Here is a 13,106-nt window from a genome sequence, read left to right as displayed (position 1 = left end):
GGAGATGATGTAATGCGAAGCCTTGATGTAATGCAATGCATAAATGATGTCGCATCGTATTGTAACAATGTATCTACGGGATTTCCTTTGATAATCGATACAGAGGACTATGATTCATTTCACGATTTGATATTTAGGCTTCGCATTGATGTTGCCAAAAAATTCATCTATGTATCAGATTTTTGTAAAGAGGGGGCTATACCAAATATAGAACAGGCATATAGCAGTGCATTTGCGGATGGTGTTCATGTTTTGGTGGGGTTGTCACAGGCGTGTATGTTGCAGAGTCAAAGTACTTTGCAGGAATACTTAGACCGAGCTGTAAATGAAACTTGTCGTGAACATACAATCATATTATTAATGCATTGTCGTGAGTATTTGCAGAAGAAATGCAGGCAAGATGTTCGCTTAGAAAGAAGAATCAGATTTCTCGGCAATAAAAATCAACCTTTGCCACAGATAATCATAGAGCGTAATCCTAGATATGCTAGAGGCAAGACATACAATAGCATTGGAGAGTTGTTATCTGCGCTAGAGCAGATGACAAATGAATCCATTAAAGATAGCTTGATGATCTCTTTAGTTACGAAGTATTCTCCGACATTGTTTAATAAGGCTGTATATAGTGTGTCTCAAGGGCCAGAGAGTTTCGATGTATTATGTCAAAGATTTCCGGTTTTTAGCAGTGGCTTTGCAAAAGAAAACGGAACCGAAGAACAATGGCAATGGTTATTGGAACGTCTGGAAAAAGAGAGCTTTGAAAAGATTATAGCTGAAGAATTCAAAGTATTTGATTTAGAGATGTGTGTTGGCGATGTTTTGGAAAATAATGATTCGAACTCGAATCTTCTTTGGTTGTATTGGTTGGCAATAAGAATTCAAGGGTCAAATAATAGTTATCTTAACAAGGCAGTAAAAGATATAAAAAATCAATTAGAATTGGAAAAAACAATCTATTTTTCGATTCTAAGCGTGGATGTTAACGAAAAGAATTTTCAACAATATTATCGAGAACGAAAGAAGCTGCTGGATAAGTTAAAAGATAATAAAAGGATAGCTGTACAATTTTGTAATGAGATTGGTCAAAAAGGGAGAAAAGCTATTTTCTACTTAACAGATCATACCAGCGATGAGCAAATTTGTGCGATGAAATGTTTAAGTTATTATGATTATACGCAAAAAGAAATAAGCGAAATCTTGCAGCGTACATTACCACAAGTATATCTATACATGGATACATTTGCTTTTAATGAGAGCATTATTCAGGTGGATGATGAATCGTTAGCTGATGAGTTGACGGATTATTTCATAGAGTATAAGAAACAAAAAGTGTCGAATAAAATTCAGACAGAATTTTTGGTTAAAGTAGATAAAATTGCAGAAGAAAGACCATATAATCGCTTATTGGGAAGAATCGCAACATTTAAGAACTTACAATGCCGTGATGATTCACCATACTTTATTGATGCGCTGGGTGTTGAATATCTGTCCTATATTAAAAATAGATGCAAAGAATACGGATTGATTACGGAAATAAGGATTGCCCATAGTGAACTGCCATCTATAACCAGTTTAAACAAAGATTACATAGATTATTTCTCTGATGTATGCAAAAATACGAAAGAATTAGATGAAATAAAGCATGGCGTTAATTATTATGATTATGAGAAGATAAAGCAGCCAATACATCTGCTGAATGAATTGGCGGTCATTGATAATGTCCTTAAAGACATTCGTATGAAATTATCGCAGGGTATAATCAAGCGTGCAATTATTTTTTCAGATCATGGTGCAAGTAGATTGGCTGTAATCAATGAATCAGAAAATGGCATGATTGAGTTGGAGGAAAAAGGTAAGCATAGTGGTAGATGCTGTCCGGTTGATGAAGAACCACAGATTCCCTACGTAACATATGAAAACGGCTATGCGGTATTAGCAAATTATGAACGATTCAAAGGCGGCCATAAAGCAGAGGTGGAAGTCCATGGTGGGGCTACGTTGGAAGAAGTATTGGTGCCAATAATTGCTATTACAACAAAATCAGACCGTTTGACGTACGCTTTTGAAAATGATTCGATAGAGAGAAAAGGAAGTGAGCCTACAAAGTTAGTTCTATTCTGTAATAAAGAGATGACTAATCCTCAGTTGCGGGTAAAAAATAAGTTCTATTCTGGAAAACTAATCATGGATAACAAGCATGCAGAATTTATTTTGGATGATATAAAGAGAAAAAGTATATACTTAGCTGAAATATATGATGATAATAAAGCAACAGGTATAGAATTGCAGTTTAAAATCGTAAAGAAAACTCATGAAGTAGATTTAGGATTTTGAGGAGGTATTTTAGGTGACGGATTATACATCTGATGAATATGGGGAAAAATTAAAAGACTATTTTGATGAAATGGTAGTCTATAAAGACTTGAAAAAGAATAATTTTATTTCGTCATTCAAATTACCCTCTTTTATGCGGGATTGGGTTTTGAAGCGATTTCAGGATGATAACGGGGAGATTGAGGCTGATGAAGTAGTTGAATTTATCCGTAAATTCATACCTAAAGCTGAAGATTGGAAATCAATAAAGAATCGCGTGGTAAGTGAGAATGAGCGTGTAAAATTCTTGGCGAAAATTTCTGTTGACATCGATATTAAGACACAGAAAATATCGTTCTCTCTGCCGGATTTTAATCTGCGCTTTAAAGATACGATAATTCCACCTAATGTATGGTCAAAATGTAGTGAAGCCCTACTAAAATCTGAAGAAAATTGGGGAATTGTAGAAATTGGCTATCAGCCGCCGATAAGTAAACAGGAACCCGGAATGATCAAATTGACGGGCTTTAAGGATTTTTGCCCGTATATTGTTGACCTTGACGAATTCAAAGATGCACGGCGTGAATTCTCATTGGATGAGTGGATAGATATAATCCTTGGAGCAATGGATTATAATGCAAATGGTTATCGTGATGAAAAGCAGAAATTATCCATGATAACCAGATTGCTTCCTTTTGTGGAAAAAAGATTGAACTTGATTGAGTTGGCACCAAAAGGAACAGGGAAATCTTACTTATTTGGTTCTGTCAGTCGCTATGGCTGGCTATCTTCCGGTGGAACTATGTCCAGAGCACGGATGTTCTATGATATCGCCCGTCGTTCTGAAGGTTTGGTTTTTGGGCATGATTATGTTGCGTTGGATGAAGTACAGACGATAAATTTTTCCGATGTGAATGAGATGCGTGGTGCATTGAAAGGTTATATGGAAAACGGTAAATATACGGTGGGAAATCATGAAGGTGCAGCAGATGCAGGTATTGTCTTGCTGGGAAATATTTCATCGGAACTAATGAAGGCAGATGTGAGAGAGAATGTATTTCAGGAATTACCGGAAGTATTTCATGAAAGTGCCTTGATTGATCGTTTTCACGGCTTCCTAAAAGGTTGGGATTTGCCACGTATGAATGATGACTTAAAGATTGAAGGATGGAGCCTTAATTCAGAGTATTTTTCTTCGATAATGCACGCATTGCGTGATGATTCCAGCTACCGTATGGTTATTGATGCCAGAACTAATGTGCCCGAGAAGTCGGATACTAGAGATACAGAAGCAATAAAACGAATTGCGACAGGGTTTTTGAAACTGCTATTCCCACATGTACGAGAGCCTGAAGATATTTCTGCTCGCGAATTGAAGAAATATTGTTTAGACCCAGCTAGATATATGCGAGAAATCATCAAGTATCAGCTTGGATTATTAGATGATGAGTTTAGGGGAAAAAATATACCGGATATTACTGTAAATGAGTTGTGATGTAATGAATATTATGTGCGTAAGTTGTTGTAAAGAAAACCTATCAAAAGACGAGATTGGCGTTAATAAAAAATTGTTAGGTGAATCTGTACTGGAGTATTATTGTATCAATTGTTTGGCAGAATACCTGGAAGTATCAGTAGAAGACCTAGAGGATAAAATAGAAGAATTCAAAGAGCAGGGATGCACTTTATTCGATTGATTTCAAAGCAGGGGATAATGTGAAATATAATATTTATGCAGATAATGCAGCAACGACAGCGATGTATCCTGAAGTAGCTAAAATAATGCGAGCATATTTTGTTGATGAATTTTACAATCCATCAGCACTTTACCATCAAGCCTCAAAAATACGTCGACTGGTAAAACAGGCAAGGGAAACAATAGCAGAGCAAATCGGTGCGCAGCCGGAAGAGATTTATTTTACTTCCGGCGGAAGTGAGGCAGACAATTGGGCTTTGAAGGGCTTTGCTTCTGCACAGGGAAATGATGCACGCATTTTGACAAGTCGGATTGAACACCATGCTGTATTGAATACCTGTGATTATTTAGAACAGAAAGGTCATATTGTTACAAGGTTGCCGGTTACGCATGATGGTCTTCTTGATTATCATAGTTATGAATCGTCGCTTAGTAATGTAAATTTGCCATTATTGATATCTATTATGTTAGTTAATAATGAAATTGGTTCAATACAACCAATTCAGAAACTGGCGTCAGCAGCTAAACGTGTAGGTGCGTATTTTCATACTGATGCAGTACAGGCTATGGGACATATACCGATTGATGTCAAATTATTGCATGTGGATATGTTATCTGCTTCAGCGCATAAGTTTCATGGTCCTAAAGGAATGGGTTTTTTATACATTCGACAGGGGGTAGAAATTGATTCGTTGATACACGGCGGTGCGCAGGAATTTGGTAGTCGTGCTGGAACGGAGAACATTGCTGGTATCGTAGGCATGGCAAAGGCATTAGAAATTAGTTGTCGAACCATGCAAGCAGACAGGAAGCATGTTGCTGAAGTAAGAAAGACGTTTTTACATGCAATGCAAGAAACCGGCCTTGACTATGTGGTAAATGAAGCGGAATCTAATGTTGAAGGGATAATTAGTATATCGATAAAAAATGCTAACGGTGAAATGATAGTCAATCGCCTTGATTTGCTTGGGATTGCTGTAGCAACAGGCTCAGCTTGTAATTCAAGAGATATGGAATTATCAAGTGTCATAAAAGCTGTAAAACTACCGTTAGAATATGCAATGGGGACAATTCGCATTAGCTTTGGCATAGAGAATACATCAGAAGAAGCTGTGATAATTGCCCATGAAATAGCTAGAATTTGCAATTTAAACAATAAATGACAAGTCTGAACTTTACTTGTTATTTATTAGGCTGGCTAGTCGTTTTGACTGGTCAGTCGTTTCCTTTTTAGGATATACTATATTTAAAGAACGCTGGTTAGATATGAAGCTGAGCAATGTTTACACTATAAAATATGTACATTGGGGGCGTTTGATATATCGCATAAATTTCACGATGCTGTTGAATAGGGGAGGCAGTTAGGGGAGGAAACAAGATTGGTATTTTTATCAATGCGGGAGGGGCGTTGTTAATGACAATATTGCAGATAGCGATGAAATATGCGGAATATCATCGCACATTAGAACGCATGCATTTTGCTTTGCAAGTTGAACCTGAGGCTGATGGAATATACCTTGATGCCTCAATACATCGGTTTGAACTAAGCTTTTATCTTGCATGGAATCTGATAAAACATGTGCTAGAATACGAAGGGATTGATGTCGACAGTCCTCGCTTAAGCATCTGTGAGGCCGGAAAGCAGGGTATGATAGCTGATACGAAAATGTGGTTGGATATGCATAAAAAGCGGAATTTATCCAGCCATACCTATAATCAAGCATCAGCATTGCAAGTTTATCACTTGATTAGAGAAAAATATGCGCCTTTATTGGTGGCGTTGGACAATGAAGTTCGGCGCTGGCTGGATGGAAATTGACAAGTCAACTTGACTGGTCAAAGTTCATGGTGGTATAAAACGGTGAGGGACAAGGATATGAGCTATCAGGAGATTGTGGCTTTTTAGCAAGGACAAAATATTATGACCAGTGCAGAGCTGGAGGCGGTTCTTAATGGTCAGATTGTAAACTTTGCGTATCATTCTGGCAAGATTGAGAATGGTAATACCACGTATCAGAGCTAAGAAATGCAGGCTTTGAGATTCAAACTATGAATGAGAAGTTTTTCGATGAATGACATGTCAAATTGACAAGTCAATTTCAGGGGGGCTGACAAGTCAAATTTTGACATGTCAGCCTTTTATGGTGGGATTTTCTTGATTGTGTATCGCTATAGCGATATACTAATGAGAGATTTACTGGAGTCCTTATAAGGAGCAGGATAAGTTATATGGAAATAGAGCGGCAATTTTTAGTAGACAGGCTTCCGCAGCTGCCCGAAGAATATGAGCTATTGCGTCAGGGATATGTGGCTTTGCTGCCGGAAATTCGGATTCGTCAGATTGGAGATAGTCATTTTTGGCTTACGGTCAAGCGTGGTGCCGGATTGGTGCGGGAGGAATGGGAGACGGAAGTTTCCCGGCAGGAATTTGAGAGTCTGTCGGAGCGGCTGTGTCCCGAAACTTGTATGATTGAGAAACGGCGCTATAAAATCCCTTTGGCGGATGGTTTGGTGGCTGAGCTGCATGTTCATGCAGGTCATCTGATAGGCTTCAATTATGTGGAAGTCGAATTTTCGGATGTGGAAGAGGCCAAAAACTTTGTGCCGCCTGCCTGGTTTGGCCGGGAAGTTACAGAAGATGTCCGGTTTTCCTATGGCACATTGGCGCAGGCAAAGGGCATGGAAATCGTGCGGGAAATTTTGCGGCATGGATGATAAGCGTGAAGTCGTAGTGAGCAGGGGGCTGACCGGTCAATTTTGACTGGTCAGCTCCTTGTCATTCGTGCTATACTAATAAGGTTACAGGTTATCGATTGATTATTGGAGTGAAGGTACCAGATGATTGGATTTTTGCGGGGACAGGTGGCGGCACTGAAAGCTGACTACTGCCTTTTGGATGTGAATGGCGTGGGCTATCGGGTATTTGTGGCCGGTTCCACCCGGAATAAATTGCGGCTCAAGGAAGAAGCGCAGCTCTTTACCTATATGAATGTTTATCAGGACGGCATAACCCTCTATGGCTTTGCCAGTGAGGAAGAGTACGATATCTTTCAGCTGCTCATTGGTGTTTCGGGCATCGGGCCCAAGGTGGCGCTGGGGATTTTGTCAGCCATTACGGTGGAAAGTCTCTGCAAGGCGATTCAGAACAAGCAGGCCACGGTGCTGACGAAACTGCCGGGCATTGGCAAGAAGTCGGCGGAGCGACTGATTTTGGAACTGAAGGACAAGGTTGCTTTTGCGGCGGCTGATGATGTGGAAGAAATTCTGACTTTGGATTTGGAAGGGCCGACTGGCGACGATATGATGAGTGAAGCGCAGGCGGCTTTGGTGGCTTTGGGTTATAGTCAGGCCGAAATCGCGCCGGTGCTCAAGAAGGCGACCAAGTGCAAGACGACGGAAGAAGTCATCAAGCTGGCGCTTAAGCAGTTGAATAAATTTTAACAGGAGGGTTGAGGCTTGGCTGAAGAAGATTTTTACGACATGGATATTGATGATGGCCGCATTGTGGCCATGGACGAGCAGCGGACGGATGATTGGCAGTACAGCCTGCGCCCCCGCAAGTTAAGTGAATACATTGGCCAGGACAAGGCCAAAAAGAATCTGGAGATTTTCATTCAGGCGGCCATGAACCGCGGAGATTCGCTGGACCATGTTTTGCTCTATGGGCCGCCGGGGCTGGGGAAGACCACGCTGGCGGGCATTATCGCCAATGAAATGGGGGTAAATTTCCGTCAGACCTCCGGCCCGGCCATTGAACGGCAGGGCGATTTGGCGGCGCTCCTCACGAATCTGCAGGAGCATGATGTGCTCTTTATCGATGAAATCCACCGCCTGTCCCGCAGTGTCGAGGAAGTATTGTACTCTGCCATGGAGGATTTTGCGCTGGATATCATCATCGGCAAGGGGCCAAGTGCCCGCTCCATCCGGCTCGATATTGCGCCCTTTACGCTGATTGGCGCTACGACGAAAGCGGGTTCGCTGGCGGCGCCTTTGCGTGACCGTTTTGGCATCATTTCCCGTCTGGAGTATTATACGCCGGAGGCGTTGGTGACGATTGTCAAGCGGGCGGCGGAAATTCTGGAAATCCCCATTGAGGATAAAGGGGCTATGGAAATTGCGCGCCGTTCCCGGGGAACCCCGCGTATTGCCAACCGCCTGTTGAAGCGCGTGCGGGATGTGGCGCAGTATGAGGGCAAGGACGTTATCACCGATGAGATTGCCGATAAGGCCTTGTCCTTGCTTGAAGTGGATAAGGCGGGCCTTGACCATACGGACAGACGGATGCTTTTGACCATGATTAAGAAGTTTGGCGGCGGCCCGGTAGGACTCGACACGTTGGCGGCGGCAATCAGCGAGAGTACGGATACTGTGGAAGATGTGTTTGAGCCATTCCTCATTCAGCTTGGTTTTATCAACCGTACGCCCCGCGGCCGCGTGGTGACGAAGGCGGGCTACGAGCATCTGGGCATTGCTTATCCGGAATAGGAGTTTGTGGTTATGAAGTTACTATTACATATGTGCTGCGGGCCGTGTTCCTGTTATCCGGTGAAAAAACTGCGGTCAGATGGCATTGAGCCGGTGGGGTATTTTTTCAATCCCAACATCCACCCGTACAAAGAGTGGGAGATGCGCCTCAATACCGCGCGGGAGTTTGCGGAAAAGGTCCAGATGGAATTTTTTGCAGACGAAAATTACCGCCTGCGGGATTTTTTGAAGCGGGCCCTGCCGGCAGAAGCTTTGCCTAATGGCCGCTGTACCATGTGCTACACCTGGCGGCTGGAGGAGGCGGCACGGTTTGCGGCGGAGCATGGCTTTGATGCCTTTACCTCGACGCTCTTTTACAGTATTTACCAGCAGCATGATTTAATGAAGCGGACGGCGGAGCGTTTTGCTGCGCAGTATGGCGTGCAATTCTACTATGAAGATTTCCGTCCCGGCTGGCAGGAGGGCATTGACATCAGTCAGGAGCTCGAACTTTACCGCCAGCCTTACTGTGGCTGTATCTTCAGTGAGGAGGAGCGCTACAGCAAGGCCATCCGCAAGCAGCGCAAGAAGGACAACAAGGCCAAGAAGCGGGCACGGCTCGAAGCAGAGGCCAAGGCCCGGGAATTGGAGGCGCAGCGATGAAAAAGAAATTAATCACCCTTTGCACCTTGTGTTTGTTTTTGCTGGGCTCGGCTGGCTTTGCGGAGGCAGCCTGGCAGCCGCAGCTTTTGGTTTCTCTGGGCACCAAGGGCACGACTTTGCGCCTGTCAGGGAATATCCCTGTAGTCTTGAAGCGGTTGGACAACAAGAAGGTGGTCTGGCAGGGCAAGGCTAAGGAATTTGCGACATTGACCTTTGCCGGCACCGGTTGGGAAATGAACGGCAAGAAGCTCAAAAATGCCGATGCGGCGGCCTTGGAACTGACGGTTGAGGACGAGCGCAACCTGGCCAAACTTGTCAGCACCTACGATAGCAAATCCTATCGGGGTGCCCTGCGGCTCGTGCCGCACAAGAACCGTATCGATGTGATTAACCGCGTGACGGTGGAGGAATATTTGCAGGGTGTGGTGCCCGAGGAAATGCCTCCGGAGTGGAACGCCGAAGCGGTGAAAGCGCAGGCAGTGGCGGCCCGCACCTATGCCCTGCATCAGCGCAAGCGCCATGGCAAAGAGGGCTTTGATGTCTGTGCGACCACTCATTGCCAGCAGTATGGTGGCGTGGCCGCGGAGCGGACGGCGGCCAATCAGGCCGTCAAGGCTACGGCCGGTGAAGTCCTGCAAAGCCGGGGGGCGCTGGTGGACGCCCTGTTCCATACGGATTCCGGCGGCATGACGGAAAACAGCGAAGATGTCTGGGGCAGCCGCATTGACTGCCTGCGGGCGGCTAAGGAACTGCGCACGGAAACGTATCCTTGGGAGAAGAATGTCACGGCGCAGCAGCTTGGTGAGCTTCTGGCCAAGCGGGGCAAGAATATCGGTGAAATTAAGAAAATCGAACTTTCGCCGATTAAGATTGGCAAGGCGTCTAAGGACCGTACCATTTCCGGCCGGGTGAAGTCTGTGACCTTTGTGGGCAAGAATGGACGGGCCAGCGTGAGCGGCAACGATTTGCGCAGTATGCTGGGCCTCAAGAGCACGCTCTTTTCCATGAGCCTGAACCGTCATGTGGTCTTTATCAAGGGTTACGGCTGGGGTCACGGGCTGGGCATGTCCCAGTATGGTGCCAAGGCTTATGCGGACAGCGAGCGTTGGGATTATAAGAAGATTTTGCAGCACTATTATAATGGTGCGCAGCTGAAAAAATTGTATTGATATAGAAGGATGAAACATGTTATTACTTTCGGATTTTGATTATGAACTGCCAGAAGAACGGATTGCGCAGGTTCCGGTGGAACCGCGTAATTCCTCGCGTTTGATGGTGCTTGACCCCGTGGAAAAAACTGTGGAACACCGTCATTTCTATGACCTCAAGGAATATGTGGAGCCGGGCGATACGCTGATTTTCAACGATACCCGCGTTATGCCGGCCCGCCTTATCGGTCACCGCGACCAGACGGGCGGCAAGGTGGAAGTATTCCTGCTGCGCCGCATTGATGCCAACCGTTGGGAAACCTTGGTTAAGCCGGGCAAGAAGGCCCAGCCGGGCTATAAAATCAACTTCAGTGACGAGCTGAGTTGCGTGGTCACCGACCACACGGATTTCGGCGGCCGCATTGTGGAGTTCCAGTATGAGGGCATCTTCGAGGAAATCCTCGACCGCCTCGGCGAAACGCCGCTGCCGCCATACATCCATGAAAAACTGGAGGATAAGGAACGCTATCAGACGGTTTATAATCGCGAACAGGGTTCGGCGGCAGCACCGACTGCTGGTCTGCATTTCACCAAGGAGCAGATGCAGGAGCTCAAGGATATGGGCGTGAACCTTGGCTTTGTGACGCTTCATGTAGGTCTGGGCACCTTCCGTCCGGTCAATGTGGAAGACATCCAGAAGCATGATATGCACAAGGAATTCTACAATGTGCCGGAAGAAACGGCCAAACTCATCATGGATACGAAAAAGGCTGGCCATCGCGTTATCGCCGTGGGCACGACCAGTATCCGCACCTTGGAATCGGCAGCAGATGGCATGGGAGAAATTTCTGCCAAGAGTGGCTGGACGCAGATTTTCATCTATCCGGGCTACGACTTCAAGATTGTCGATGCCATCATCACGAACTTCCACCTGCCCAAATCCACGTTGATTATGCTCATCAGCGCCTTTGCAGGCCGCAACTTCGTACTGGATGCTTATAAGACGGCAGTGGAGATGAAGTACCGCTTCTTCTCGTTTGGTGATGCCATGATGCTCAAAGTCAAACAGCCGACGGCAGAACGTGACGCTGAATTGGCGGCTTTGGAAAAAAGTCATTTGACGGAAACAAAATAAAATATCCCCCCGGGGGGCTTGTGCAGAAATCGTCAGACCTGTTATTATCGTAATGAGATTAATTTTCGATGATGAGGAGTTTTGCTGTGCGATTACAACAAGATGACAGACATTATTTGGGCATAGCCATGCCTGCTGCGTTGGAAGGGCTCTTTATGGTGCTGCTTTCCTCGGTGGACATCATCATGGTGGGCGTGCTCGGAACGGCGGCCATTGCGGCGGTGAGTATCTTCACGCAGCCGCGCATGATGCTCTTGTGTGTGGTGCGGTCGGTGGCCTCGGTGCTGACGCTGCTCACCGCCCGGAAGTTTGGGGAGAAGAAATTACAGGAAGTGCCTGCGCTCTTGGCGCGGACACTTTTTTGTATGCTCATTCTGATGGGCGTACTCCATGTGCTTTTCTTCCTGCATTTAGAGGGGATCCTAAGCTGGATGGGAGCCAAGGAGGAATACATGGCGGCGGCTCTGGCCTATGGCGATATTGCGCTGGTCGGCGTGTTTTTGACGACGCTATCCACTATCCTGCAGGCTGTGCAACTGGGGTATGGTCATACCAAACAGGTCATGAGTGCCAATGTGCAGGGCAATGTGGTCAACATTATCGCCAACGCCCTGCTGATTTTCGGACTGGGGCCCTTCCCGGAAATGGGCGTGGTTGGTGCGGCCGTGGGTACGGTTATCGGTACGGGCTGGACGCTGGGCGTAACAGGCTATCAGCTGAAGGAGAGCGAATGGTCTGGCTGGGGCAGTTTTTGGCCGACGCGGGCGTATTTTCAGGAATTCTTGCCGGTCTTTGGCGGCGTGTTCAGCGAGCAGGGCTTTGAGCGTATCGGCATGGTGCTCTATACGCGCATGGTCGCTGAACTCGGTACAGCGGCCTATGCCGTGCATGCCATCTGCATGAACTTCTGCGATTTTTATTACTGCTTTGCGGGCGGCCTGGGCAAAGCCAATATGGTGCTGGCCGGGCATGCCCATGGTGCCGGAGACTGGAGCTACTGGCAGCGGCAGCTGCGCGCAGGACTCAAGTGGAGTTTTGTGTTCTCGCTGATTTCCTTTGCTGCCACCTATGTACTGCGGGAGGAAATCTTTGGCATCTATTCCCATGAGGCAGAGCTTCTGCCGTTAGGCGCTTTGATTATGATTTTTGTGGCAGCGGTGAGTTTTCCCGAAGCCCATGCTATGGTCTGCGCCGGTGTCCTTCGGGGCAGCGGCAAGACGAGTCAGGTCGCTGCCTATTCCTTTGTGAGCATCGCTTTCCTGCGGCCGCTGATTACGGCGTTTTTCCTGCAGGTGCTCGACTTAGGGCTGGCAGGGGCATGGTTAGCTTTGGCGATTGACCAGTCCCTTAGGGCGTCCTGCGCGTCATTTTTGCTCTGGCGCCTTTGGAAAGCCCGCCCGCAAATGGCCTGTGACACTTGACACAGCCTGGGGAGAGTGGTAAAATCTTGTTTGTCTTATTGTGTATTGAGAGTAATTTTTAATATACGGTTGAATCAGGTGTCGGAAGACTTAATAGAAAATCCGGTATATGCCGGAGCGGTCCCGCCACTGTAACAGGGAGTCATATTGCATTTAGGTCACTGGAAAGGGCAAAGCATTTCTGGGAAGGCGCGATATGATGATGAACTGGAGCCAGGAGAACTGCCTGATTGACAATCACCGCAAGAAACGATTGCTGTTTCTTA

At 46.0% G+C, this 13,106-nt stretch carries 12 protein-coding genes and 1 riboswitch; all 12 genes read left to right on the top strand.

Features of this window, described 5'->3' with window-relative positions:
* The first annotated feature begins 12 nt into the window (after positions 1–12).
* The 12 genes from pglZ (at position 13) to T320_RS10145 (ending at position 12,840) form a co-directional block, all read left to right on the top strand.
* On the top strand, positions 13–2,334 hold the full coding sequence (gene pglZ / locus T320_RS10200) for a BREX-4 system phosphatase PglZ (protein ID WP_037355505.1): 2,322 nt from the start codon (positions 13–15) through the stop codon (positions 2,332–2,334).
* Between the two features lie 13 nt (positions 2,335–2,347).
* Positions 2,348–3,808, top strand: a complete 1,461-nt coding sequence (gene brxL, locus T320_RS10195; RefSeq protein ID WP_037355504.1) for a BREX system Lon protease-like protein BrxL — start codon at positions 2,348–2,350, stop codon at positions 3,806–3,808.
* A complete protein-coding gene (locus T320_RS14870) occupies positions 3,798–4,010 on the top strand; it encodes a hypothetical protein (RefSeq protein WP_231465885.1) in 213 nt (70 codons plus the stop codon). The genes brxL and T320_RS14870 overlap by 11 nt, the downstream gene beginning before the upstream one ends.
* A gap of 19 nt (positions 4,011–4,029) precedes the next feature.
* Positions 4,030–5,172, top strand: coding sequence for a cysteine desulfurase family protein (locus T320_RS10185; RefSeq protein WP_197019418.1), 1,143 nt, complete (start codon positions 4,030–4,032; stop codon positions 5,170–5,172).
* 251 nt (positions 5,173–5,423) lie between these two features.
* Complete coding sequence (locus tag T320_RS10180; RefSeq protein WP_231465884.1) at positions 5,424–5,828, top strand: HI0074 family nucleotidyltransferase substrate-binding subunit; 405 nt, start codon at positions 5,424–5,426, stop codon at positions 5,826–5,828.
* A 410-nt stretch (positions 5,829–6,238) separates the two neighbouring features.
* Positions 6,239–6,724: a CYTH domain-containing protein gene (locus T320_RS10175; RefSeq protein ID WP_037355502.1), complete on the top strand. Its 486-nt coding sequence runs from the start codon at positions 6,239–6,241 to the stop codon at positions 6,722–6,724.
* Positions 6,725–6,847: 123 nt separating this feature from the next.
* Positions 6,848–7,450 (top strand): Holliday junction branch migration protein RuvA, encoded by a 603-nt coding sequence (gene ruvA, locus T320_RS10170; protein ID WP_026760982.1) that lies wholly within the window; start codon positions 6,848–6,850, stop codon positions 7,448–7,450.
* A gap of 39 nt (positions 7,451–7,489) precedes the next feature.
* Positions 7,490–8,494 (top strand): Holliday junction branch migration DNA helicase RuvB, encoded by a 1,005-nt coding sequence (gene ruvB / locus T320_RS10165; protein WP_026760981.1) that lies wholly within the window; start codon positions 7,490–7,492, stop codon positions 8,492–8,494.
* A 12-nt stretch (positions 8,495–8,506) separates the two neighbouring features.
* Entirely contained in the window at positions 8,507–9,136 is a 630-nt protein-coding gene (locus tag T320_RS10160; protein WP_037355500.1) for an epoxyqueuosine reductase QueH, read from the top strand.
* Positions 9,133–10,305 carry a SpoIID/LytB domain-containing protein gene (locus tag T320_RS10155; RefSeq protein WP_051608718.1) on the top strand — a complete coding sequence of 391 codons (1,173 nt, stop codon included), beginning with the start codon at positions 9,133–9,135 and terminating at the stop codon, positions 10,303–10,305. Before T320_RS10160 ends, T320_RS10155 begins: the two co-directional genes overlap by 4 nt.
* 16 nt (positions 10,306–10,321) lie before the next feature.
* Positions 10,322–11,419: a tRNA preQ1(34) S-adenosylmethionine ribosyltransferase-isomerase QueA gene (queA, locus tag T320_RS10150; protein WP_037355498.1), complete on the top strand. Its 1,098-nt coding sequence runs from the start codon at positions 10,322–10,324 to the stop codon at positions 11,417–11,419.
* 86 nt (positions 11,420–11,505) lie between these two features.
* Positions 11,506–12,840: an MATE family efflux transporter gene (locus tag T320_RS10145; RefSeq protein ID WP_231465883.1), complete on the top strand. Its 1,335-nt coding sequence runs from the start codon at positions 11,506–11,508 to the stop codon at positions 12,838–12,840.
* 59 nt (positions 12,841–12,899) lie between these two features.
* Positions 12,900–13,085, top strand: a riboswitch (cobalamin riboswitch).
* Positions 13,086–13,106 lie beyond the last annotated feature (21 nt).

The sequence above is a fragment of the Selenomonas sp. FC4001 genome, from assembly GCF_000701565.1.
Taxonomy (GTDB): domain Bacteria; phylum Bacillota; class Negativicutes; order Selenomonadales; family Selenomonadaceae; genus Selenomonas_A; species Selenomonas_A ruminantium_B.
The sequence above is the reverse complement of the archived record's forward strand: the minus strand, read 5'-3'. Positions and strand labels throughout refer to the sequence as shown.